This is a genomic window from Aeromonas sobria, from assembly GCF_006243315.1.
Lineage (GTDB): Bacteria > Pseudomonadota > Gammaproteobacteria > Enterobacterales > Aeromonadaceae > Aeromonas > Aeromonas sobria_A.
In genome coordinates this window covers 85,053-109,823 of record NZ_NKWE01000023.1, presented here as the reverse complement: position 1 = coordinate 109,823, position 24,771 = coordinate 85,053, and the positions used below count along the sequence as shown (strand labels likewise).

14 protein-coding genes and 2 tRNA genes are annotated in these 24,771 nt (G+C 57.3%); 9 read left to right on the top strand and 7 right to left on the bottom strand.

The window, feature by feature from the left end; genetic code table 11:
* Positions 1-55: 55 nt before the first annotated feature.
* From CF137_RS07610 to umuC, 3 genes are all read left to right on the top strand, one after another.
* Positions 56-973: a WYL domain-containing protein gene (locus CF137_RS07610; protein ID WP_101531523.1), complete on the top strand. Its 918-nt coding sequence runs from the start codon at positions 56-58 to the stop codon at positions 971-973.
* A 338-nt stretch (positions 974-1,311) separates the two neighbouring features.
* A complete protein-coding gene (gene umuD, locus CF137_RS07605) occupies positions 1,312-1,755 on the top strand; it encodes a translesion error-prone DNA polymerase V autoproteolytic subunit (protein ID WP_139718574.1) in 444 nt (147 codons plus the stop codon).
* On the top strand, positions 1,736-2,995 hold the full coding sequence (gene umuC, locus CF137_RS07600; protein WP_139718573.1) for a translesion error-prone DNA polymerase V subunit UmuC: 1,260 nt from the start codon (positions 1,736-1,738) through the stop codon (positions 2,993-2,995). The genes umuD and umuC overlap by 20 nt, the downstream gene beginning before the upstream one ends.
* Before the next feature lie 385 nt (positions 2,996-3,380).
* On the opposite strand, the gene CF137_RS07595 is transcribed toward umuC, so the two are convergent.
* Both CF137_RS07595 and CF137_RS07590 read right to left on the bottom strand, forming a co-directional pair.
* Positions 3,381-4,442, bottom strand: a complete 1,062-nt coding sequence (locus CF137_RS07595) for an HNH endonuclease (protein ID WP_139718572.1) — start codon at positions 4,440-4,442, stop codon at positions 3,381-3,383.
* Entirely contained in the window at positions 4,426-5,052 is a 627-nt protein-coding gene (locus CF137_RS07590; RefSeq protein ID WP_240038526.1) for a class I SAM-dependent methyltransferase, read from the bottom strand. The genes CF137_RS07595 and CF137_RS07590 overlap by 17 nt, the downstream gene beginning before the upstream one ends.
* Positions 5,053-5,313: 261 nt before the next feature.
* Here CF137_RS07590 and CF137_RS07585 point away from each other — a divergent pair, with 261 nt between their 5' ends.
* The 4 genes from CF137_RS07585 to fdhF all read left to right on the top strand — a co-directional run bounded on the left by CF137_RS07585 (position 5,314) and on the right by fdhF (position 21,055).
* Positions 5,314-10,512: a RecQ family ATP-dependent DNA helicase gene (locus tag CF137_RS07585; RefSeq protein ID WP_139718570.1), complete on the top strand. Its 5,199-nt coding sequence runs from the start codon at positions 5,314-5,316 to the stop codon at positions 10,510-10,512.
* Between the two features lie 354 nt (positions 10,513-10,866).
* Complete coding sequence (locus tag CF137_RS07580) at positions 10,867-15,111, top strand: ATP-binding protein (RefSeq protein WP_139718569.1); 4,245 nt, start codon at positions 10,867-10,869, stop codon at positions 15,109-15,111.
* Entirely contained in the window at positions 15,104-16,315 is a 1,212-nt protein-coding gene (locus tag CF137_RS07575; protein WP_101325321.1) for an EAL domain-containing response regulator, read from the top strand. The genes CF137_RS07580 and CF137_RS07575 overlap by 8 nt, the downstream gene beginning before the upstream one ends.
* 576 nt (positions 16,316-16,891) lie before the next feature.
* The gene (gene fdhF, locus CF137_RS07570; protein WP_139718568.1) at positions 16,892-21,055 is read left to right on the top strand and encodes a formate dehydrogenase subunit alpha; all 4,164 of its coding nucleotides are present in this window, start codon (positions 16,892-16,894) and stop codon (positions 21,053-21,055) included.
* A 125-nt stretch (positions 21,056-21,180) separates the two neighbouring features.
* Here fdhF and CF137_RS07565 read toward each other — a convergent pair whose 3' ends face one another.
* A complete protein-coding gene (locus CF137_RS07565) occupies positions 21,181-21,579 on the bottom strand; it encodes an META domain-containing protein (protein ID WP_139718567.1) in 399 nt (132 codons plus the stop codon).
* A 157-nt stretch (positions 21,580-21,736) separates the two neighbouring features.
* Here CF137_RS07565 and CF137_RS07560 point away from each other — a divergent pair, with 157 nt between their 5' ends.
* Positions 21,737-22,216 carry a hypothetical protein gene (locus CF137_RS07560; RefSeq protein ID WP_139718566.1) on the top strand — a complete coding sequence of 160 codons (480 nt, stop codon included), beginning with the start codon at positions 21,737-21,739 and terminating at the stop codon, positions 22,214-22,216.
* 3 nt (positions 22,217-22,219) lie between these two features.
* Here the strand turns inward: CF137_RS07560 and CF137_RS07555 are convergent, their stop codons facing one another.
* Both CF137_RS07555 and CF137_RS07550 read right to left on the bottom strand, forming a co-directional pair.
* Entirely contained in the window at positions 22,220-22,699 is a 480-nt protein-coding gene (locus tag CF137_RS07555; protein WP_139718565.1) for a putative 4-hydroxy-4-methyl-2-oxoglutarate aldolase, read from the bottom strand.
* Between the two features lie 42 nt (positions 22,700-22,741).
* Positions 22,742-23,149 (bottom strand): DUF3293 domain-containing protein, encoded by a 408-nt coding sequence (locus CF137_RS07550; RefSeq protein WP_139691377.1) that lies wholly within the window; start codon positions 23,147-23,149, stop codon positions 22,742-22,744.
* 396 nt (positions 23,150-23,545) lie between these two features.
* On the opposite strand from CF137_RS07550, the gene arcA reads away from it, so the two are divergent.
* Complete coding sequence (gene arcA / locus CF137_RS07545) at positions 23,546-24,265, top strand: two-component system response regulator ArcA (RefSeq protein WP_042020749.1); 720 nt, start codon at positions 23,546-23,548, stop codon at positions 24,263-24,265.
* A gap of 157 nt (positions 24,266-24,422) precedes the next feature.
* Here the strand turns inward: arcA and CF137_RS07540 are convergent.
* Positions 24,423-24,497, bottom strand: a tRNA-Gly gene (locus CF137_RS07540).
* Positions 24,498-24,514: 17 nt separating this feature from the next.
* Positions 24,515-24,588, bottom strand: a tRNA-Gly gene (locus tag CF137_RS07535).
* Positions 24,589-24,771 lie beyond the last annotated feature (183 nt).

The following is a 24,771-nucleotide window of genomic DNA, read 5'->3' as shown; positions in this document are numbered from 1 at the left end:
ATTCATTACATCCTAAACGGGTGTATAAATGCACATGTCGCATTTTGGAGCACATATGCCCGCCAACGAACTCACCTGGGATCAAACCCTGCGCTTTCGCCTGTTGGAGATCGTGTTGCAATGGGAAGGACGGCTGACCACCAATCACCTGACAACCGCCTTCAATATCGGCCGCCAGCAAGCCTCGCGAGACATCAATCGCTATATGAGTGACTACGCCCCTGAAGGGCTGGCCTATGACCGACGCCTGAAAGGGTACAAACCTACCGCGCAATTTGTGCCCCGCTTTAGTGAAGGCAAGGTGGACGAATACCTGATGCTGTTGCACCGTGAAAAGCAGCACCAACGCCAACATGAGGCGGGGCTGTTGACCCTGCCGCTGATGGATTTGCGCTACGGCCATATCGAGATCCTGGATGTGCCCAACCGCCATATCGACCCCAAGATTGTGCGGGGTCTGGTGCAAGCGGCTCGCGGTCAGTTGCGGGTCGATGTCGATTACGTATCCCTCAGCTCAGAGGAGCAGAGCGGCCGCAATATCGTGCCCCATACCTTGGTCTATGACGGGATCCGCTGGCACGTTCGCGCTTACTGCGAGAAGAAAGGGGTGTATCTGGATTTTGTGATGAGCCGGTTTCGTGGGGAACCTGAGCTACTGGATACCTCCCCTCACGGCCGGGATCAGGATCTTGAGTGGAACACCCAGGTCACTGCGGTGGTAATACCCAACCCAACCCTCAGCGCAGGTCAACAGGCCATCATTGCCAGTGACTATGCCATGCCAGATGGCAAGCTGCTGCTCAACCAGCGCATCCCTTTGATGCATTACGCGCTGGAGCGCATGCAAGTGAGCTATAACGGCGATCACGAACAGCATCCGCTGCTCTACCCGCTGGTGCTGGCAAACCGGGACGAGTTGGTAGCCAAGGGCTGCATCTTCAAGCTCCGAAGCCCGGATTTGCGCGAGAGTTAAGGTACTTAGGGTGTTCCCAGAATAAAAACATGGCTACAGGAAGGCTAGCCCCGTTTGTACCTACTTACTTGCTCAAGAAAGTAGCTGCCCAGCTCACCCTTATGCTGGCTTGCTTCGCTTTCTGCGCTGGCCAAGTGACCGTTACGCTCCTTCCATACGGGCCTTCTCGACCTCGACCTGCTCTTGCTGCTCTTGCGGTAGGGCACACAGATTGCGACTCATACTGACCTCTTTATTATCTATTGGCGCCATGGTACGCCATCACTGACATGCGGGACTTGCACTGGTTCAAAGGTGGTGCGCTATAATGCCTGTATATAAATACAGGTATTGTAACCATGAAGCTGTTAACCCCAGACCCATCACCCGCCGAGGTGACCATCCCGCTGTTCTTGCATCGCGCCTCTTGCGGCTTTCCCAGCCCAGCCAGCGACTATCTGGAAGGGAAGTTGGACCTCAACACCCACTGCGTGTCGCACCCTGCCGCAACCTTCTACCTGCGTGCCGAGGGGGAGAGCATGACCGGGGTCGGCATCTTTCCCGGTGACCTGTTGGTGGTTGATAAGAGCCTGACCCCGCGCCATGGCGATGTAGTGATTGCACTGCTCGACGGCGGCTTCACGGTCAAGACGTTGCAGCTCAAGCCGAGACTGCGGTTGCTGCCTGCCAATCCTGCGTTCGCGCCTATCGACCCTTGCATGAGCCTCTCCCTGGAGCTGTTCGGGGTGGTCACCCATGTGATTGGCAATCTGAGGCAGCGTGATGGCCATCGCGCTCGTTGATGTAAACAACTTCTACGCCAGCTGTGAGCGGCTGTTTCGCCCTGAGCTGCGTGACCGCCCGGTCGTGGTGCTCTCCAACAACGATGGGTGTGTGGTGTCGCGCAGCCCCGAGGCCAAGGCGATGGGCATCAAGATGGCCGGGCCCTATTTCAAGATCCGCGAGCAGTTCGAGGCGCATGGCGGTGTGGCGTTCAGCTCCAACTACGCGCTCTATGGCGATATGTCTGGCCGGGTAATGAGCACGTTGGAGACCATGGCCCCCGAGCTGGAGGTCTACTCCATCGATGAAGCGTTCATGGCATTGTCGGAGTCGTTTGCCGGGGACCTGACGGCCTATGGACAACAGATCCGACAGCGAGTGTGGCAGTGGACCGGCCTCACAGTAGGGGTCGGGATCGGCCCCACCAAGACCCTCGCCAAGCTGGCCAACTATGCCGCCAAGAAGTGGCCTGCTACTGGCGGCGTCGTGGATTTGCGAGACGAGCTGCGCCGTGCTCGGCTGATGGCCATCACGCCGGTTGATGAGGTGTGGGGCATCGGGCGGCGCTTGGGGGTCAAGTTGGTGGCACAAGGCATCAACTCCGTGGCAGACCTGGTGGCCAGTGATGCCAAAGGGTTGCGTTCGCAATACGGCGTGGTGGTCGAGCGGATCGTACAGGAGCTGCGTGGCCAGCCTTGCGCTGAGCTGACCGTTGAACCGGTGGCGAAGCAGCAGATCCTTTCGAGCCGTTCCTTTGGTGAGCGCGTGACCGACAGTGGGGAAATGGCGCAAGCGTTGTCAGGCTTTATGGCACGCGCTGCCGAGAAGCTGCGGGCCGAGGGGATGTGTTGCCAGCGGGTACACCTGTTCGTGCGTACCAGCCCCTTTGACGAACGTGCACCTTACTACAGTGAGCAGGCTGGCGTTCGGCTAGTTTGCCCTAGTGATGACACCCGGTTGTTGCTGCAGCAAGTGAACGTGCTGCTACCGCAGATTTGGCGCGACGGTTACCGCTATCAGAAGGGGGGCGTCATGCTGAGTGAGTTCACCCCCAAGGGGCAGCAACAGGCCGATCTGTTTGCCCCGTCCTCCGCTCAATCGGATGCGCTGATGGCAGTGATGGACCAGATCAAAGCCAAGGGATTGGGGCGCGTAGGCTTTGCCAGCCAGGGCACGGGGTCAGCCGAGTGGATGATGCGACAAGAGCACTTGAGCCCCTGTTACACCACCCGCTGGGAGGACCTGCCGGTGGCGAGATAAAAGCCACAGAAGGTTGAACAGTCTATTCAAAGCTCGCTGGACAGGTAAATTTTGGACGGGGAATTTTTTTCCAAACGAGGAACTGATACAACAGAGAGCGCCAACTTTCGCAAGAGTCAGTTACCTTTTGAGGAAGGTGAGAGTTAACATTTCCTCCACGGCCAATTAACCACATATGGCCATGCCAACCCAGATAACACTGTGTTACTGCAGAAGTTCTGATGTTAGGCATACGGTTAGGCATATTGAAATTTTCTGAATTGGCGATTTTTATTTTAAATCAATAAATTAACTATCCAGTTCAACATCCCCCAGCCCAAACGTTTGGAAAGGGCCACCTCGCAAGAGGTGGCCCTTTTTTATCGAGCTTTAAAGCCTCAACGTCTCATAAAAAGCGCAGGGGAATATTCACACTAGGGGCTGTCACGTCCACAAACTCGTCAATACCACACCACAGCCGGGCATGCTCACGGGCGGCTTGCTGATAGGCCCAAGTGGCGATGGCGGTAGAGCGCTCGGCATCAACGCTCACCAGGGGGGCCAGCTCGCCAGTAAGGTACGCCCCGTGAGTCAGGATATTCTGCTCGTACCAGGCATCCCTGTGCTCGGGAGCGGCAAGAAAATCCCGTTTGCTCCGGTTACAGTTGGCGTGTGCCAGTACGAAGTTGTGGCCCAAATCGATTGGATAACGACGCCAGGGGATGAAATGGTCTACCTCACCATTCCCGTGGATCGCCTTGTTACAGTAAAAACAGGTTCCCCCCTGCAAGTCCCTCAATACCTCTCCTACTCGCCCCAGCGCCTGACGGCTTGAACCAAATAGAAAATTCTCCAACCCCACACTTGGGCCAATCAGTGGCTGATTACCCTTGATGTCGCAGATAAGCTGTAACCAATGCTGTCGGGAGAGGGAGACCACCAGATCGTAAAAGCGGTGGAGACAGTAGAGTATGCCGGGGTTCAGGCAGATATGATCCGCGCCCCTTTGATGAGGATAGAGGTGGCACTCCTCTCGCCCACCCAGGATCTGCAGACGCCACAAGGGCCCCTCAACAAGGATGCGCCGAACTCGGGCAAGAAGAGGCCGCCAGGCGTCGTGACGACGCAGTGCAGTTACCGAGCGGACACCCTCTTCACGCAGCCGGGACAACTCCGTCAGCATGATGGCCTGACGACCGCTGCTCTGTTTGAGCAAGGTGGCCGTTTCTCCCGTCGCCGAGTAGGGCAGACTGTGCTGCCAATAGAGCTCCACAAACTTGGTGGCCAGTTCGTCCAGCGTAATGGTGCGCGCCGCAGTCAGACCATGGGTCTCGCTGCTGCGCTCAATCGCGATATCTGCAATCCCGTGGAGCAAGGCGCACTTGTAAGTGGCAACAAAATCGCCTTCGGTAAAGATGCGTTGCAAATAAGCAATAAAGGCGAGTTGCTGCTCAGGAGAGGCGTGCATGCTCGCCCCCAAGGATCAGACTCTGCCAACACAACCCGCTACGCGCCAAAGCATCCTCCTGTAGTTCTGACCCATGGAGCAGTGTCATCCCCTCCCCCAATGCAAGCTGCTCGACTTCATCGGCGGCCACCGGATACATGGCCCGCTCCCGCATCTCCTGCTCCGAGATAACCAGGCGAAGACTCAGTATCAGATAGCCATCTGGTGAGAGCAGCTCATGAAGACGTGTCAGCGCCAAGGGGCGAGACTCCGGGGATAGATGCATCCAGACAGCACTGAGCAAAATCAGATCAAAAGTGCCCGTCACGCGAGAGAGAGCAGGCATAGCGTCATTAACCCACGCCACCGCAGCTTCACGGGTATGACATTGCCCCTGCGCAGCGAGTGCCTGACAGGGCTCGACAGCGACCACTTTGTGGCCCTGATGGAGCCCGGCTAAAAACGCGGCATCCCGACCACTGCCAGCCCCTACATCGAGCAAGCTGCGCGGCGCCGCCAGGAGCCAAGGCTCCAGCAGAGTGAGCCAGTCACCGTGCACGGCGCGCGCAGATACCTGCTGGTAACGGGTCGCTAACTCGGTGGCGTGGCGCTGGTAGTAGTCGAGGGGCACAATGCGTTCCGATCGGAGAAGGAAGAGAAATAGTCTCACAAGATCAGTGGGTTGACCATGACAAGGACGACACTTTCCAAACATGAGCCATTAAGGATGCAGGGACATTTACCAAAACGGGATGCCAGCCAAAAGAACTGAGACCAGAGGGCTCTGAATGATGCCACCGTTCAACATTTCGGGTAATATTCGGCCAACTCACTGATCTTTTGGCACTTATTATCGCCATGAGAGGTCAACGCCAGATGGAGATGGCTATTAATGAACTCGACTGATGTCGTGGCCCTGTTTGGGGATGACAAGATTCTTTCCTTTGACCTTGAGCTGACCCGGGATGAAAAACTGCGTCATCTGGGCGCCCTCCTGGCTGAGCGTGAGCTCAATCTCAAGGGCCCGCAGGATCTCTCCCTCAAGGAGTTAAATGCGCTGGCACAAGAGGCTGATGTGGTCCTTGGCCACAATATTCTCGATTTTGATCTCCCCTGGTTGGCCAAACAGGCTGTACGCCCCCAGTTGCTTCTCGAAAAGCCGGTCATAGATACCCTCTATCTATCTCCCATTGCCTTTCCCAAAAACCCCTATCACCGCTTGGTCAAGGATTACAAACTGGTTCGGGATACCCTCAATGATCCGGTCGCTGATGCAAGGCTCGCCTTGCAGATTTTCTCGGAACAGTTGATAGCCCTGCAAGCCTTACCCCTACCCCAATTGCAGCTTTATCAACACCTGTTCAGCCAGGGAGTCATGGCGCAATTTAACACTCAGGGTCTGTCACTGGTGTTTGCAAGGCTTACGGGCCGTCCTCCAGTAAGGGTCTCCGAGCTACCTACCCTGATCAAGAGCATTGCCCATGAAAAGGCTTGCCCCAATCAGCTCAACCGAGTGATTGGCGATGCCCTGCGTCAACCTATGCTGCTGTTACCGTTGGCTTATGCCTGCGCCTGGTTGCCCGTTGCCGGCGGCAACTCTGTGCTGCCGCCCTGGATTTGGCGCCGCTTTCCCCAAACAGCAGAGATCATTCACACTGTTCGCGAGCGCCACTGTGGTCATGCCGACTGCAGTTATTGTCAGGAGAACCACGACGCACGCCGCCATCTGCAGCGAATCTTCGAACTCGACAACTTCCGCAACCTGCCTGATGGGACACCATTGCAGAAGACCTTGATCGAGGAAGCCATGGCTGGCGTCGCACTGCTCGGGATCCTGCCCACCAGCGGCGGCAAGTCGCTCTGCTACCAACTCCCGGCACTGGTTCGCAACCAGCGCAGTGGCGCGCTCACGGTCGTGATCTCCCCCCTGCAGGCACTGATGAAGGATCAGGTGGACAACCTTAAATACAAGGCCGGTATCGAAGGGGTTGCCGCCATCTCGGGGCTGCTGACGCTACCAGAGCGAGGCGCGATTCTTGAGCAGATCCGCATGGGGGATATCGCCCTGCTCTATATCTCCCCCGAGCAGCTTCGTAACCGCACTGTCAAACAAGCAATACGACAACGTCAGATCGGTGGCTGGGTATTTGACGAAGCGCACTGCCTGTCGAAATGGGGACATGATTTTCGCCCTGACTATCTCTACTGCGCCAAGGCCATCGCCACCATTGCCAGCGAGCAGCAGGTACCCATGCCTCCTGTCTTCTGCTATACCGCGACCGCCAAGCCGGATGTGATTGAGGATATCTGCGCACAGTTTCTCGACAGGCAGCCCCGACCGCTTCGCAGACTGGAAGGGGGGGTTGAACGTACCAACCTCGAATATGCCGTCGTTGAGTGCCCAGGACTCAATAAACAGGGCCATATCCTTAACCTGCTCGAGCAGTTCTTCGGAGAGGAGAAGCCCGGTTCCTGCGTTATCTACTGCGCAACCAAGCGCAGCGTGGACGAGCTGGCTGATTTCCTCGGCCAGCAACAATCCCTCCCTGTCGCGCGCTTTTACGCCCGAATGGACAATGCCCAAAAGAAAGCAACCCTCGAACAATTTATCAGTGGCGAGATCCGGGTCATCTGCGCGACTAATGCCTTTGGGATGGGCATCGACAAGGATGATGTGCGTCTGGTCATTCATGCCGATATCCCCGGCTCGCTCGAGAACTATTTGCAAGAGGCGGGGCGAGCGGGCCGCGATACAGAGCAAGCCCACTGCGTGCTGCTGTTTGATGCACAAGACATCGAGAAACAGTTCCAGCTCGAGGCCATGAGTGAGGTCAGCCTGCGCGATATCAAACAGATCCTGCGGGGAATAAGGCTCAGGGCCAGCAAAGGAGGCAAGCAGGAGAACAACCCGCCACTGGTCGCAACCAGCGCAGAGCTCATCAACCAGCCAGAGGTGGAAACCAGCTTCGCTGCCGATGACAACAATGCGGATACCAAGGTCAAGACAGCTATCGCCTGGCTCGAGCGAGCTGGCTATCTGGAGCGCAGCGACAACATCACTCAGGTATTTCAGGGACGCCCCCTGTTTGCGTCCACCGAGGAGGCGATGAAAAGGGTAGACAGTCTGAAACTGGCTCCCAAGGCCAACGCCATCTGGCAAGCTGTTATCCAGGCGCTGATGAGTGCTGCCGATGATGATGGTCTCAGTGCCGATACCATTGCCGAAGAGGCAGGCCAATACATGGCGGACCAAGGAAGTGGTGTTCAGGCCAGCGAAGTGATGCGGGTACTCACCCAAATGGCAGATGTAGGTCTGCTCTCTCAGGGGATGTTACTGACTACCTGGCTTCGCCCCAAAGGAAGAGACAACGCCCGGGTGCTCTGCGGGCAAGTGCACAGCATTGAGAAGGCGATGCTGGACACCTTGCGTGAACAAGAACCCGAACCTGATACAGGGCAAGGACTGATCTTTAACATTCGACTGGTCAATCAGGCCATCAAAGATCTGGGGCATGAACGGAGTAACCCTGGCTTGCTGCGCAATTTGCTGACCAGCTGGTCCCAGGATGGTCGCTCGGGGGGCGAGAAAGGCTCCATTGATGTCAAATATCTCTCTCGGGATCTCTACCAACTCACCTTCAACCGTACCTGGTCCCAGATTGAGCAGACGATTGATCAACGCCATCGCGTCACAGGTGCCACCCTCGATTTTCTCTACACCCTGTTGGCAAGCAGCGAAGAGAGTGTCCAGCGCCAGGTAATGCTGTCGTTTGCCCTGGAACAACTGGTCAAATACTTGCGAGAAGACATGGATGTGGCTCAGCTAATGAACAAGCGGGAGGCAAGCAGCCAGCAGGAGTGGCTGCTCAAAGGGGCCGAGCGGGCACTGCTCTACCTGCATGAGCAACACGCCATCGTGCTGCAAAATGGTCTCGCCGTGTTCCGAAGCGCCATGACCCTCACGCTGACGGCGGAGCGGCAGCAACAATACAACAAGGCAGACTATCAGCCGCTTGAGCATCACTATCGCCAGAAGGTGATTCAGATCCATGTGATGAATGAATACGCCCGCATCAGTCTGGAACACTTCAAGCAAGCCAAAAAGCTGGTGACAGACTACTTCTCCATGGAAGCCGACAAGTTCCTCGGTCACTACTTCAAAGGGCGCAACAAGATCCTGGAGCTGGCGACCAGCGAACACTCCTGGAAGCGCATTGTTGAAGATCTTCACAACCGGGCACAGGAGCAGATCGTTCAGGCTCCGCCCGAGCAAAACCTGCTGGTACTGGCAGGCCCGGGGTCAGGCAAAAGCAAGGTGATTATCCACCGCTGCGCCTACCTGATGCGGGTCAAGCAAGTCGCTCCATCCAAGATCATGTTGCTCTGTTACAACCATAATGCGGCGATGTCCCTGCGCCGACGCCTGACCGAACTGCTGGGGCGTGACGGAGCTCGGGTTTCGGTATTCACCTTTCACGGTCTTGCGATGAGCCTGACAGGTAATGCGGTGCAAAACCGGACATCAGACGATATCGACTTTACCACCATCATTGATGACGCTATCAAGCTGCTGCGGGGAGAGCAGAGCCAGCTCGGTCTCGAGTTGGAAGAGCAGCGGGAAAAGCTGTTGGGGGGGCTGCAATTTCTGCTCGTCGACGAATATCAGGATATAGACGAGCAGCAGTACCAACTGATCGCCGCACTGGTTGGCAAAAGCGAAGAGGATGAAGAAGCGCGCCTGCAGCTGATGGCGGTGGGTGATGACGACCAGTCCATCTACGCCTTCCGCGAAGCGAACGTCAGCTTTATCCGTCGCTTCGAACAAGACTACAACGCCCAGACGCACTATCTGACCTGGAACTACCGCTCAACAAGCAACATCATCGAAACGGCTAACCAGCTGATAGAACACAATCTGGATCGCATGAAGCGTTCACATCCCATTGTGATCGATGAACGGCGCAAGATGGAGGTAGCGGGTGGCGCTTGGGAAGGGTTGGAGCCAGCACGTGGCAAAGTCATCGTCCAATCCTGTACTGACGGGGCCCAACAGGCCGCTGAAATCGTCAGACACATCACACTGATTCGTGAAAAAGATCCGACATGCCCACTGGAGTCTATCGCAGTACTGGCTCGCAATGGGCTGGATAAAGAAGAGCTGGCATGGGTACGTTCAGCACTCGCTGATGCTTCTATTCCCTGCCGATTTACCCTGGATCGAGAGCATGGTTTCCCGATACATCGCTGTCGCGAGATCTTGCGTTACCAGAACTGGTTGCATCAACAAGGCCACGCACTCCTGACAGCGCAGCAACTGGCCGCTCCCCTCCCTACCCTTGATCAAGCAAACCGCTGGGAAGCCTTGCTGTACGATCTGATTGCCCAATGGCAGGAGAGTCAGGGAGAACAAGCGTTATCGGCGCATTATTTCCTGCAGTTCCTTTACGAATACCTGAGCGAACAGCGTCGCCAGATCCGCTTTGGCAAGGGCGTGCTCCTCAGCACGGCGCATGGCGTTAAAGGGGAAGAGTATCGCCATGTTTTGATCCTTGATGGCGGATGGCAACGCTGCGCAGAAAGCACTGCGAACAACATCGAGGAAGAGCGGCGCCTCTTCTATGTTGCGATGACCCGAGCAATCCAGCGATTAGTGGTTATGTCCCGCGCTGACCAGCGGCATCCCCACCTCCCTCTCATTGTCGATCGCTGTTACAACGAGTCGATCCAGGTCACCGCCCCTGTACGGCAACGCCGTTTTGCCATCATGGGTATGCGCCAACTGGATATCGGTTATGCCGGACGTAGCAACGAAAACCACCCGATACACCAGCACCTGCGGCAATTACACGTCGGAGACGCTGTACGTATCGATATAGACAAGCTTCAGAAACTCCATGTTTTCCATGGTCAAACACCTGTAGCTCGTCTCTCCCAAAGTGGTCATCAGATCTGGCTGAATCAGTTTGCAACTATCCGGCACGCCAACGTCATCGCCATGATTGAGCGGAGCAAAGCACAGACAGACGACGCCTACCAGGAACAATGTCGCAGTGAGCGGTGGGAACTCACCATTATCGAGCTGGAGTTATAACCGCTTGGGCGAAGAGTGCTCTATCACCCTGCGCCCAGGCAAGTCGCCACAACGGCATCATGTCGCGCATATTGCGCAAACCTGAGCAATCACAATGCCAATAGAACCCCCTTGCTACCGGATAGAGAAGCTCCGGATTACCCGCATCTCCCAGGCCTGACCTTTGGCAGAAAAAAACACCGGACGCACCATCGCACTGTGGGGCACAAAGGCCTTATGATCACATTGCAATCCTGGGGCCCCGGCTCACACCTGCACGTCGGTATGTCGCGGATCCATATTGAGTAAATTGATGTTGGCAGCTGCAATTTAAAGCGCTTACAATACGCGCCCAATTTTGTTGGATTCCTTCTGATGCTCCGCCAATGTAATCGCCTATTCCTGTTTCTCCTGTTACTGCTCTGCTGCATGGGTGCGCACGCCCATACATCTTTGAATGAAGATGAACTGGATTTTGCTGAACGCGCTTGGCTCTCTTCTAACAAGGAGCTGATCATCGGGATGCCGATGATGGGGGATCCTCCCTACAGCTATAAGGATGCAGAACAGCGGTTTTCCGGGCCGATCCCCGAGATGGCGCAGCAGATCGCCAGAAAGCTTGGCTTGACCCTGCGCTACAAGAGCTACGCCTCCTACGCCAAGGCCTTGATAGGCCTGCAGCACAGTGACGTTCACATGCTGATCAACTATCAGCCCGGTGAACAATGGCGGGACAATCTTGTCTCTATCCCCTTTTTACTCGCCACGCCACGGGGGGTATTACTAGCTAATGGCAAAACTGTGCTCTCTCAGCAGGACGCCCACACCTTGCGCTGGGTCTGTGTCGCCGGCGTCAGTTCATGCAATGAATTGAAAAAATTGGGTATGAAGCGGGTGGTCGAGGCGGACAGTGATAGTGAGGCGGCCTTTATGATCAAGCAGCGGCTGGCTGATGCCTATATGGCTGATATGCCGTCGTTGTTGATGCTGCAAGAGCAACACCCCAACACCGGATTTACCCTAGCCATGCCAGCGTGGGTTGCCCCCACGTCACTTACTATCAATATGAATCAGCAAAATGCGGCTCTGGTTAGCCTGGTCAGCAAGGCATTTAACGAGATACCCGCTGAAGATCGCCGTCATATGCTGGCGGTCACCACCACGAACCAGAGTACCCGCGCAGGGGAGAGCACATCGCTGCAACTGAGTGCCGACGAGCGGCAGTGGCTCAGTCAACATCCCATCCTCACCTACGGCGTCTCCCCTCACTGGACATCCATGAGCGAGTTCAATTATTGGGGGCAGATGGTCGGGTTTGTGGCCGACCTGATGGCGTTGATGCATCAATATTCCGGGCTGGAGTTCTCTCTGGTACGCACTAATAACTGGGGTGAAACCCAAAACCTGCTGAAATTACAACAGATTGATTTTATTCCTGCGATAGCCCCAAGCCCTGAACGCAATCATTTTGCGCTGTTTACCCCCGGATATCTGTTTGTCGATCGGGTGGTCATTGGCCCCAAAGGCAGCACCAATTTATCCACTATTTCGTCGTTACAGGGCAAGCGGATCGGCATGGTGCTGGGGTCGGTAGACAAAACACTGTTGATCAAGGTGGGGGCACAGATCGTCGAAGTACACAGCGACGGCCGATTGCTGGAACTGCTGGATAATGGCGATGCAGATTATGTCATGATGCCCCTGCCATCCATGAACCAACAGGTGACTGAGCGCTACGAGGTCGTCTACACCGGGAAGGATTTGCGCCTCCCGCTGGCCATGGCGACTCGACCAGACCCCATGCTGCAGCAGATCCTGACCAAGGTGCTCTATTCGATACCGCCAGAGGAGCTCGACAAACTGGAAAAACGCTGGCTGTCGATGAGCGTACAAACCGGGATCAATGCCCAAACCGTGCTGCTCTGGTTCGTCATGGTTGGCACGGCGGCGACCCTGCTGTTTGCCCTGTTTTGGGCGTGGACTCGTGCCCTGCAGCGCGAGATTGCGCAACGCCAGCGGGCCGAGGAAAAACTCAACCAGCAATTGTTGTTTGTGCAGACCTTGCTCGACTCCCTGCCCAATATGGTGGCCTTGCGGGATCGACAACACCAGCTAACCCTGTGTAACAAAGCCTATCGGTCGCTGTTTATCGGTGCGGATCCCGCGAGCGATGGCTGGGGTCATATGACCCCTCCCGAGCGGGAGCAGATGCTGCGCGACGAGCAGCGGGTTTGGGACACCGGAGAGATGTTTGAAGGCACCGGTCAAACACGGCGGCCAGACCAGGATCCTCTAAATGTTGTCTATATCAAACAGCCTTACCGCGCATCAGATGGCACGATTCAGGGGATATTAACGGTATTAACCGATATCAGTGCCCTGACGGCGGCCGAAGACAAAGTCCGTGAAGTGGAAGCCCGGCTGCGGGATATCACCGACAGTATGCCCGGGGTGGTCTACCAATATCTGTGGCAAGGAGTTGGCAAGGGGCGCTTTTTATACTTGTCACAAGGGGCAAGTGACATTCTGGGCATCCCCCAGCAGACCTTGCTGGCGTCAGAGTCCGGTGGCGCCATCTTCGGTCTGGACGAGGAGGCCCAGACGGTATTTGCCGAGAAGGTGGCCACCCATGCCCGCACCCTTGCGCCGCTGGAGCTGGAAGTCATAGTACCAGCCCTGCAAGGCGAGCGTAATTTGCAGATACGTGGCAACTTTGTCCAACAAGAGTGTGGCGATCTGTTCTTGAACGGGGTGGTGCAAGATATCACCGCCCTCAAGCAGCAAGAGCACGAACTGCGCAAAGCCCGCGCCTATGCCGAGCATGCGATGCAGGCCCGTAGCCGCTTTTTAGCGACCATGAGCCATGAGCTGAGAACCCCCATCTCGGGCATGCATGGCATGCTGGAGCTACTGCGCATGAGCGAGCTCAATGATGATCAGCGCTATCTGCTGCGCAATGTGGAGAGCTCGGCCAATAACCTGCTTTATCTGGTCAACGACATCCTCGATTTTTCCAAAATTGAAGCGGGTCAGCTCAACCTCAATCCACAATCTTGCCGTCTGCAATCGGTCGTTTGCGATGTGATCCGTGGCCATGCCACCCTGGCCTATGGCAAAGGGTTGAAAGTGGCGATCCACTGGGATGATGCCCTGCCAGATCTGGCAGATATCGACCCGATCAGAGTCGGCCAGGTTATCTCCAACCTGCTCAATAATGCGGTGAAATTCACCGAGCGAGGTTCTGTTACTATCCGGGCCAGTTACGTCGAACAGCAGTTGGTGATCGCCGTCACTGATACCGGGATCGGCATCGCCACAGAGAAACTCGGGCTGCTCTTTACCCCGTTTGAACAGGTGGAGTCCGATATCACCCGCCGCTTTGGCGGTACCGGTCTCGGTCTGACCATCTGTGAGCAGCTAGTTAAAAAAATGGGCGGTACCCTAGCGGTCAGCAGTCAGGCTGGTGAAGGCTCCTGTTTCAGTTTCACGCTCCCACTGGTGAATGGTCAGTGGGAGCCGCTAGCCCTCGCGGGCAGCGAATGGTGGTTTGTGGGTGATGACCCTGGCTTGCAGGCCACCATGGCTCGGCTAGGTGCCACATTAATGCCACTGGATGCACAGCGGCTGACAGAAGGTCTGAGCGGCTTGCTACTGGCGGAAGAGCGCGCCCTTGAAACCGCGCTGGGGAGTGACTGGCACACCTTGTTGCAAAACAGTTCACTCAAAGGGGTGGTGGTCTCGCCTCGCGAAGCCCTGCGGGCACGGATGGGCTCCGAACACTGGTGGCGTCTGGGTCACTCCCCCCTCTATCCTGACCTCTTGCTCGAGAGCTGTCGCGAATTGACGACCGAGCGCGCAGTCACCCATGGGATAGCCTGCATCGAAAAACTGGGGGGCCGGGTGCTGGTAGCAGACGATCATCTGGTCAATCGTGCGCTGTTGACCCGCCAGCTGGCTATTTTGGGGGTAGATTGCCACGTGGTGGAAGATGGCGAAAAAGCGTTGCATGCCTGGCAAAATGAGCACTTCGCGCTACTGCTCACCGACTGCCATATGCCCAAGCTGGATGGTTACACTCTGACCCAAACCTTGCGGGCACAAGGGGTAGAGGCCCCGATCATCGGGGTCACCGCCGACACCTCGGAAGAAGCCTCTGCTCGTATGGAGGCCGCGGGCATGAATGGCATGCTGTTCAAACCCTACTCGCTGGAGTCGCTGCGCCAGATGTTAACCCGCTGGTTGCCTGCGGCACCTGCAGCGGCAACCCGCTTGTCAGCGGCTGACACTGCGTCCACATTAGGCGAACGCTGGCAAGGGCTGTTTGGCGATCTCGAGACCGCCAAAAGCATGGCCAGTGAGTACATCGCCTCTAATCGCAAAGATTGCCAAGATATGGAAGAAGCGATCGCCGCTGGTGATAGCGAAGAATTAGTGGAGGTCGCCCACCGCATCAAGGGGGCAGCCAGAATGGTTGGTGAAGTACTGTTGGCAGAACAGGCGGCCAAGCTTGAATCTGCGGCGCGTCTGAAACAACTCAATGAGCTTGAACATTTGGGGCAAGGGGTAAGCGAATTGATGAACGACGTTGAACATAACATGGGATTGTGGCTCCATGAATAAAGCGGCAAATGAGCTGGTCATCATGGTCGTGGAAGACCATGCGTTTCAGCGCAAGACTCTGATGCACCAGATCCGGGCGCTCGGTTATCAACACCTGCTGGAGGCGGGGGACGGCATCGAGGCGCTGACCCAGTGCCAGAATCACAGCATCGACATTGTGCTGTGCGACCTGCGGATGCCTGGCATGGATGGCATGGCGCTCCTGCGCCGCCTCTCGTTGGGGGGCTTTCAAGGCGGTATCATCCTCTCCAGTGCGCTGGAAGATGATGTGGTCGATGCGGTGCTGCGCATGAGCGCCGCCTATGGCCTTCATGTGCTGGGCCGCATCGACAAGCCGTCGAGCTCACAACAGTTGCAACAATTGATCAGTGCCTGGTCACCGGTCGCAGCCCCTGCAGGCAAGGAGGATGGCCCCACCCTCACGGTGGATGAGTTGCAGCGCGCACTCGACAATGACCAGCTGTTGCCCTGGTACCAACCCAAGGTCGCCTTTGCCTCTGGCCAATGGGTCGGGATGGAGGCGCTGGCCCGCTGGCAGCACCCGCAACATGGCCTTATTTCACCCAACGTGTTTATTCCCCTGGCCGAAAATAACGGTCTTATCGACCAGCTGACCGAGGTCATCATCAACAAGTCGTTGCAAGATTGTCACCTGTGGGAACAGACTGGCCTCTCCCTCAATCTGTCGATGAACCTGTCAAGCACCTCGCTGATCGAGGGCGATCTCTGCCACAGCCTGATCAACCAGTGCCAGCGCTTGGGTGTCAACCCTGAGCTGATCACCCTGGAAGTGACCGAAAGCTCGTTCGTGCAGGATCTTGGCAAGGCACTGGAAGCACTCACCCGACTGCGGATGCACGGCTTTGGCCTCTCTATCGACGACTTCGGTACCGGCTACTCCTCGATGCAACAACTGAGATTGCTGCCCTTTACCGAGCTGAAACTGGATCGCTCGTTTGTCGATCGCTGCTATGCCGATCCTTCACGCCTGGCCATTATCGAGTCCAGTATCGAGCTGGCTCGCAAGCTGGGGCTCAAATCAGTCGCCGAAGGGGTTGAAGATGTACAGACCTGGCAACTGCTGGCCAAGTTGGGCTGCGATGTCTGCCAGGGATTTTTCAGTGCCCGCCCGATGCCACGCCGTGAGCTGCAAGACTGGCATCAGATTTGGCAAGCCAGATTACCGACGCTGATCTCGCACTGAACCGACAGCCCACCCGGTGAGCGATTGAACGCCCATTGGAGCTGGCGGTTAAAGCCCTGATATGCCCCGATAGCACAGCCACCTTGCAAGAGGTGGTTGCTTGTTATTGAGTGGCCGTGGTTCACGCCCAGCCGCGGCTATCTCTTGCTGTAACATTTTCGAGCACTGACTCCAGCCATTGGATCCGGTCACGACCACCGGTCATTCGGCATCACCTGAGCGGTTGCACTATCTACCCACCCTTCAAAAAAAGTTGAAAGAACAGGCTCACCACAACCTGTTCCTGATGGAACTCCGGCCCCTGTTACAACCAACTCAAATCTGACATGCACAGTAAGAAACGGCTTATCTAGTGGCGAAAAACAACGAAGCCGCTCATTTGTCCATCTAACTCCGGTCGTCATCACCATCCTGAAATCGTTTTCTTGTTTAGAGCAATAACCTGTCCAAAATCAAATAAAGTTGTAAATGACCTTTGCTATGGTGAGCGTATAGCAAGCGGCCTCCCTGTCGCTTCCCCTGCTGGCTCCGCCAGATGCAGCATTTTCTGCGCCTTGAAAGCGAGTTTATGACGCCATGATCACCATCACCCTCGATGGGGCTCAGTTGACGGTTGACCCGACCAGAACCCTGCTCCAGATAGCCAAACAGCACCAAATCGATATTCCCTCCCTGTGCGGTGACAACACCAGCGCCCCCAAGACGCCCTGCGATCTCTGCGTGGTGGAGATTGCCGGTCTCGGCCCCCGCCGCGCCTGCGAGACCCGCCCCGAGGCAGGGATGATAGTCACGACCCACAGCGATGCCCTGAGCACTCACCGCCAGCAAGCGCTCGGCCGCATCCTCGCAGATCACTATGCCGATTGCGAGGCCCCCTGCCAGCGCGCCTGCCCGGCCGGGGTGGACATTCAATCCTATCTGCACCATATCGCCATGGGGGAGCACCAGGCGGCGATGGCGGTCATCAAGCAGACCCTGCCGATGCCCCTCTCCATCGGCCGGGTCTGCCCCGCCTTCTGTGAGGCAGAGTGCCGCCGCGCCTTGGTAGATGAGCCGCTGGCCATTCGCCAGCTCAAGCGCCACGCCGCCGATCTCGATCTGACCGATGCAGCCCCCTATCAACCGGCCAAGAAGCCCGCCAAGGGCAAGCGGGTTGCCATTATCGGCAGCGGCCCAGGCGGCCTCACTTGTGGTTACTATCTGGGTTACGAAGGGTTCGAGGTCGACCTGTTCGAGGCGATGCCCGAAGCGGGTGGCTGGCTGCGCTACGGCATTCCCGAGTACCGGCTGCCCAAGGCGATCCTCGATCAGGAGATCGCCTTGATGTGCCAGAGTGGCATGCGGATCCACACCAAGCAGCGACTGGGCCACCAGCTCACCCTCTCAGCGCTGTGCCGCGACTATGATGCGGTCTGTCTGGCGGTCGGCGCCTCCAAGGCGGTGCCGATGGATTACCCGGGCAGCACCCTGGCTGGTTGCTATCTCGGGGTCGATTACCTCAAAGATCAGATGCTGGCCAAGCGGCTCACTACCGGCAACAAGGTTGCGGTGATCGGGGGTGGCAATACCGCCATCGACTGTGCCCGCACGGCGGTGCGGCTGGGGGCGAAAACCACCCTCATCTATCGTCGCACCCGTGCCGAGATGCCTGCCGAAGCGTATGAAATTGACGAGGCTGAGCAAGAAGGTGTGCGCTTCATGATGCTGACCAATCCGGTGGAAAACCTGCCGGACAGCCGTGGTCGCGTCTGTCAGGTGCGCCTCGAGAAGATGGCCCTCGGCGAGCCGGATGCCTCCGGTCGTCGCCGCCCCGAGCCCACCGGCGAGTACCTCGTCGAGGAGTTCGATACCGTGATTGCGGCAGTGTCGCAGCAGCCGGATCTGAGCTTTATGGAAGGGGAGTCCCTCAGCCTCCCCTTCACCCGCTGGCAGACGTTGGAGTCCCACCCCGAGACCATGCACAGCGGCCACGGCAATCTGTTCGCCATCGGCGATCTGCGCCGCGGCCCCGCCACCGCCATCGAGGCAGTCGCAGATGGCCGCAAGGCGGCGCTGGCCATCGATCAGTTCCTCCACGGTGACATGGTCGATCCGGTGCGCCCCTTCAACGCCTGCAAAGCCCCCACACTCAAGCAGGTCGATCCCGCCCAGTTTGCCCACTTCAAGCAAGTCGCCCGCAGCATCATGCCTCATCTGGCGGATGACGAACGGAAAGGAAGCTTTGCCGAGGTAGAGCGTGGCCTCAGTGACAGCGATGCCCGCAGCGAAGCCAGCCGCTGCCTCGAGTGCGGCTGTCAGGCCAACACCGATTGTGCGCTGCGCGACTACGCCACCGAATACAAGGTCGACCAGAGCGCCCTCGATACCCACCAGTGCCAGAAGTTTGCAGTGGATAACAGCAGCGAATTTATCGTGTTCGATGCCAACCGCTGCATCGGCTGCGGCCAGTGCGTGCAGACCTGTGGTGAGCAAGCGGTGCAGGGAGTGCTGCGCTTTGCCAAGAACAGCGATGGCACCCTATCGAACCGGCCGCAGTTTGACAGCGGGCTGGCGATGGGGGACTCCCACTGCGTGCAGTGCGGCGCCTGCGTGCAGGTCTGCCCAACCGGGGCACTGGTGGATGCCCGCGACAAGTCGCAGGGGCGCACCGAGCTGCTCACGCCGGTCAATACCATCTGCACCTACTGCGGAGTTGGCTGCGGCGTCACCCTCTATGTCGATGAGGCGCACAACCGCATACGCTATGTGGGGGGGAACCGCAACTCGCCGGTCAATCAGGGGCTGCTCTGCGTCAAGGGGCGCTTCGGCTTTGACTTTATCCAGAGCGAGGAGCGCCTCACCACGCCGCTTGTCCGCAAAGATGGCGAGCTGGTGCCCGCCAGCTGGCAAGAGGCCATCGCGCTGGTCGCCGAGCGCTTCACCTCCCTGCGCCAGCACTATGGCAGCGATGCGCTGGCTGGTTTCTCCTCTGCCAAAACCACCAACGAAGAGAACTACCTGTTCCAGAAGTTCATGCGCCGGGAGCTGGGCACCAACAACGTGGATCACTGCGCGCGACTCTGTCACGCCTCCACCGTCACCGGGCTGGAGGCATCGCTCGGCAGCGGCGCCATGACCAATGACATCCCGAGCATCGACCACTCGGATCTCATCTTCATCATCGGCTCCGACACCTCGGCGGCCCACCCCATCATCGGCTCCCATATCAAGCGGGCCGTCACCACCGGCAAGGCGCGGCTGGTAGTGGCCGATCCGAAGCGGATCGAGATGGCCGACCATGCCAGCCTCTATCTGGCCCACCGCCCCGGCACCGACGTGATGCTACTCAACGGCCTGATGCAGCAGATCATCCAGCACGGCTGGCACGACAAGGCCTACATCGCCGCACGGGTGGAGGGATTCGAGGCGCTGCAAGCCGAAGTGCTTTCCCCCACCTATACACCGGACAAAGTGGCCCTCGTCACCGGCGTACCGGCCGAGCAGGTGATCGAGCTCGCGCGCCTCATCGGCACCGCCGAGCGCACCGCCATCTACTACTCCATGGGGATCACCCAGCACACTACCGGCCACGACAACGTGCGCGCCATCGCCAACCTGCAACTGCTGTGCGGCAACATCGGCATCGAAGGGGGCGGCATCAACCCGCTGCGGGGCCAGTCCAACGTGCAGGGTGCCTGTGACATGGGGGCGCTGCCCAACTGCCTCCCCGGCTACCAGAAGGTGGCCAACCCCGAGGTGCATGCCCGCTTCGCAGCAGCCTGGCAGCAGCCTGACTTGCCGCGCACGCCCGGCCTCACCCTCACCGAGACCATAGATGCCGCCTGCGCGGGCAGCATCAAGGGGCTCTATGTGATGGGAGAAAACCCGGTGTTGAGCGATCCGGATCAGCATCACGTCATCGAGGGGCTCAAGCAGCTGGAGTTTCTGGTGGTGCAGGATATCTTCCTCTCTGAAACTGCCCAGCTCGCCGATGTGGTGCTCCCCTCCAGCTCCTTTGCGGAGAAGAGCGGCCACTTCACCAACACCGAGCGGCGGGTGCAGCGCATCTCCCCCGCCCTCAAGGCGCCGGGTGACGCGCGGGAGGATTGGTGGATCATCCAGCAGATCGCCAACGCCATGGGCGGCGACTGGCACTATCAAAACCCGCAGGAGATCACCGCCGAGATCTGCCAGGTCACCCCGCAATACGCAGGCATCCAGTGGGACAAGGTGGGGGCGGAAGGATTGCAGTGGCCCTGCAACGACAGTGCGCCCGAAGGCACCCGGCTGCTCCACAGCAAGCAGTTCACCCGTGGCAAGGGGGAAATGGTCGCCACACCGTTCCGCTATGCCGCCGAGCTACCCGACGAGACCTATCCCATAGTGCTCACCACTGGCCGCCTGCTGGAGCAGTTCCATACCGGCACCATGACCCGCAAAACCAAGGGCCTCGATAATCTGGCCGGGCCACGGGTGATGATGAGCGTGGTCGATGCGCAGCGGTTGGGGATCAGCAACAGCGAGCGGGTGAAGGTCACCAGCCGCCGCGGCCATATTGAACTACCTGCCTTCGTCACCAAGCGGATGCAAGCGGGGGTGGTCTTTATCCCGTTCCACTTTGCCGAAGCGCCAGCCAACCGGCTCACCATCAATGCCACCGACCCCCATGCCAGGATCCCCGAGTTCAAGGTCGCGGCGGTGCGGATCGATAAACTACCCGCCGCCATCACCTCACCCGATGAGACGGTGGCGACAACCTGAGCAAGCGAGTGGTTTTACACCGCTAGCCCATCTGGGCAGAGCGAAAATCTGGCCATAAAAACAGAGCCACCCGATGGGTGGCTCTGAACGTATGACCTGTGCTGGTCATCAAATACGGCATGGCGTTACTTGACGGCAGGCATGGCGTTGAAGGTGAGCAGGGCAGCCTTGTTGGCATCGCTCAGGGTCAGCTGATTACCGTTGATGGAGTAGGTGGCTACCTTCTCCAGCTTTTGCAGGTAATCCATCTCTTTGTTCATATCATCGCCGATGCACATCATGCGGGTTGCCCCCATTGCGCCCAGCGTCAAGACACCGTCACCCTGCTGGGTGATGCCGCCAAAATAGCGGTTGCAGCCGCCCTTGCCCGCCACTTTGCCATCGGCAACTTGCAGGGTGAAGGTATCGCCGGTGGCGCCTTGCAGCTGCCAGCTGGATGCTTGCAGTTGAGTCATGTTGGAACCGGTTGCCATTGCGCAGCCTCCCAGAGCCAGCGCTGCCAGCAGAGTCAGTTTCTTGTTCATGGATTCACCTCTTAATAAATGGAGCCATCAATACGGCAGCCTGTTTAGCATGGTCAGCGACCATGCCCAAGGATTTAATTGTGATCAAGCTTCACTTTACTCCCAACTGGCATGTGCCATGCTTAGGCTCAGTTCCGGACCCAGGGAGGGGAAACGAATGGTCAAATCGCTCATCATCACACTGCTTGCATCCTGCGCCAGCATGGCCGTACAGGCCGCCGACTGGGCAGTGGTTCAGCCACAATCCAACCCGTCTCTTTATGTCAAAAGTTACTCGGGGGTGCTGCTCAACGGCCATGGCCATCGCAGCGACAGTTTTGATCTCTGGCTGGTCAATAGCGGCTATCAATATCCGGTGGTGGATGATGTGACCCTCTTTATGGAAGCGGGGCCAGCGGTGGCGGATCAGAATCGCCAATCGGGTTTCAATATGAGCTCAGGGGTACGTTACCAGCTATCACCCGAGCTCAATGTCGGCAGCCAGATCAAGCATCTCGACCTTACTCAGGGCAGCACCCTGCTGGAGCTCAACTCCAGCCTGCTGCTGACCCCAAGACTCTCCCTCACTGCCAACTATGGCGTCAGTGCCTTCACCGCGGATCAAGCATTGAGCCTCGGGGTTGGTTTCAACTTCTGATGATCACAGCAGCGGTGTGGCGCTTACCACCACGCCGTTGCGATCCGCATAGACGTAATCCCCTTCGTGAATAGTCACCCCGGCAAAGCTGACCACGGCTCCTAACTCACCCAGCCCCCGCTTCTCAGTCTTGACTGGACAAGCCGCCAGCGCCTTGACCCCGAGCGCCAGGGTTGCCAGAGTGCCGACATCCCGCGCCGCGCCGTGGATCAGGATCCCTTCCCACCCCTGCTCCACCGCCTTGATGGCCAGTTGATCGCCAAGCAACGCACGACGCAGCGAGCCGCCGCCGTCGATCACCATCACCTTGCCCTGGCCGGGTCGGGTCACCAGTTCCCGCACCAGACTGTTATCTTCGTAACAGGAGAGGGTCACGGCGCGACCATAGAAGATGGCCTTGCCACCAAAATCCTGAAACACCGGGTCGGCAACTTGCAGCAGGTCGCCCTGCTGATCACAGAGGTCGGGCAAGAGATCCAGCATGATTAGATTCCTTTCAGATACATGAAGGTGTTCATTCTTTCATCAGATGGCTTTTCTGGCAATCCAATGAGATTCAATGTAACCCAGACAAACAGTTGATTTATCAGTCAATACTGGTACCAACCAGAGTCGGCCATCCTCAACCCAATAGATGGCATGCTGGCCAAAGCGGGCCGCCACCTGACGGGCTTGCGGCAGGGATAACGCCACTGCCAGCGATGACTCCTGCCAACGTTCGTCCGGGTCAGATCCCCAAAACGGACCCGCCACGGGCACCTGCAGTTCCAACGTCAACAGACGCCACAGTGCCCGTTCCCGCCGTCGATTGCGTCGCTCACCGACCCGCTGACTGGCAGGGTTCCAGGCGGTGATGATGGCAAACCCAGGCCAGCATGGTGTCTCAAATGGCGCGATAAAGCAGATTTTCTTGTAGTTTTCCCACAAAATCATGTCAATCACATGTTACATTCCATTACATTTCATATAGGCGAAAACCGGGTTCAGGCCAAGTATGATGCCGCTATGCCAGGGTTTGACCTATATCAAAACAGAGTTAAAAAGTTGCTATCTGACAGCAAAGAGTGTTGTTATGCTCCTGTTAACTGATAAAATGCGGCCACTTTCGTAATGGATGACCTTTCCAGGTTCTGCTCGACCAGAGTTGTCGAGAACCTATAAGTGGCACAGGGATACTTGCCGGTACCAATGCCTAATTCGCGATATTCCGACCTGACACGCATACCCAGGATGACGTAATAAATTTTCAGGATCCGTCAGGAAATCGGTTTGAAACGCCAAAGAGTGTTAAATTTAAGATAATTAACTGATAAGAATCTGGGAATACTCATGCAAACACCACACATTCTGATCGTCGAAGACGAACTGGTCACACGTAATACCCTGAAAAGCATCTTCGAAGCAGAAGGCTACGCGGTTCTTGAAGCCAATAATGGCGATGAGATGCATCAAGCTCTCACCTCCCACACCATCAATCTGGTGATCATGGACATCAACCTGCCAGGCAAGAATGGCCTGTTGCTGGCTCGTGAGCTGCGTGAAAACGACAACATCGCTCTGATGTTCCTGACCGGTCGCGACAACGAAGTGGATAAAATTCTGGGCCTGGAGATCGGCGCTGATGATTACATCACCAAGCCGTTCAATCCCCGCGAGCTGACCATCCGTGCCCGTAACCTGCTGAGCCGCACCATGAACGTGGCCGCCGGTGGCGAAGAGAAGAAGCTGGTTGAGCGTTACCTGTTCAACAGCTGGGCACTGGATATCAACAGCCGCGCACTGGTCAGCCCGACTGGCGACATGTTCAAGCTGCCGCGCTCCGAGTTCCGTGCCATGCTGCACTTCTGCGAAAACCCGGGCCAGATCCAGACCCGTGCCGAACTGCTCAAAAAGATGACAGGTCGTGAGCTCAAGCCCCATGATCGTACTGTCGATGTGACCATCCGTCGCATTCGCAAGCACTTCGAAAGCGTCAACGACACCCCGGAGATCATCGCCACCATCCACGGCGAAGGCTACCGTTTCTGTGGTGAGCTGGAGCAGGAATAAGCTCTCGCTACGCGGTTGATCTGAAAAGGCGCCCCAAGCGCCTTTTCTGTCTCTGCGGTTTCCCTTAATGCAGAGATACGGTGATCGTTGCGTCAAACGGTGAACAAGATGAAAAACAAAAAGCCCACTCGCAGGAGTGGGCTTTTTGTTTTGAAGCTGGAGCGGGCAGCGGGAATCGAACCCGCATCATCAGCTTGGAAGGCTGAGGTAATAGCCATTATACGATGCCCGCCTGGCATCTGAAATTGTTGGAGCGGGTGATGGGAATCGAACCCACGTATGCAGCTTGGGAAGCTACCGTTCTACCATTGAACTACACCCGCGTCAGGGCTCTTACTATATGCATTTTGCCGCCAAGCGCAATGCCGCATTTGCCACTTTTTTCAATAAATCAATCTGTTCGGACAAGGATTGAGCAGTCGGTTGCTTTTTCAAGCAAACATTTTCAGCACAGATAATTTACAAGGTTGCCAAGGCCAAACGGCAAGGATAGTCTTGCGCCACTC

Excerpts from the sequence above, each read along its gene's own strand:
- CF137_RS07610 (WP_101531523.1), top strand. The coding sequence starts at position 56 with ATGCCCGCCAACGAACTCACCTGGGATCAAACCCTGCGCTTTCGCCTG.
- umuD (WP_139718574.1), top strand. The coding sequence starts at position 1,312 with ATGAAGCTGTTAACCCCAGACCCATCACCCGCCGAGGTGACCATCCCG.
- umuC (WP_139718573.1), top strand. The coding sequence starts at position 1,736 with ATGGCCATCGCGCTCGTTGATGTAAACAACTTCTACGCCAGCTGTGAG.
- CF137_RS07595 (WP_139718572.1), bottom strand. The coding sequence starts at position 4,442 with ATGCACGCCTCTCCTGAGCAGCAACTCGCCTTTATTGCTTATTTGCAA.
- CF137_RS07585 (WP_139718570.1), top strand. The coding sequence starts at position 5,314 with ATGAACTCGACTGATGTCGTGGCCCTGTTTGGGGATGACAAGATTCTT.
- CF137_RS07580 (WP_139718569.1), top strand. The coding sequence starts at position 10,867 with ATGCTCCGCCAATGTAATCGCCTATTCCTGTTTCTCCTGTTACTGCTC.
- CF137_RS07575 (WP_101325321.1), top strand. The coding sequence starts at position 15,104 with ATGAATAAAGCGGCAAATGAGCTGGTCATCATGGTCGTGGAAGACCAT.
- fdhF (WP_139718568.1), top strand. The coding sequence starts at position 16,892 with ATGATCACCATCACCCTCGATGGGGCTCAGTTGACGGTTGACCCGACC.
- CF137_RS07565 (WP_139718567.1), bottom strand. The coding sequence starts at position 21,579 with ATGAACAAGAAACTGACTCTGCTGGCAGCGCTGGCTCTGGGAGGCTGC.
- CF137_RS07560 (WP_139718566.1), top strand. The coding sequence starts at position 21,737 with ATGGTCAAATCGCTCATCATCACACTGCTTGCATCCTGCGCCAGCATG.
- CF137_RS07555 (WP_139718565.1), bottom strand. The coding sequence starts at position 22,699 with ATGCTGGATCTCTTGCCCGACCTCTGTGATCAGCAGGGCGACCTGCTG.
- CF137_RS07550 (WP_139691377.1), bottom strand. The coding sequence starts at position 23,149 with ATGATTTTGTGGGAAAACTACAAGAAAATCTGCTTTATCGCGCCATTT.
- arcA (WP_042020749.1), top strand. The coding sequence starts at position 23,546 with ATGCAAACACCACACATTCTGATCGTCGAAGACGAACTGGTCACACGT.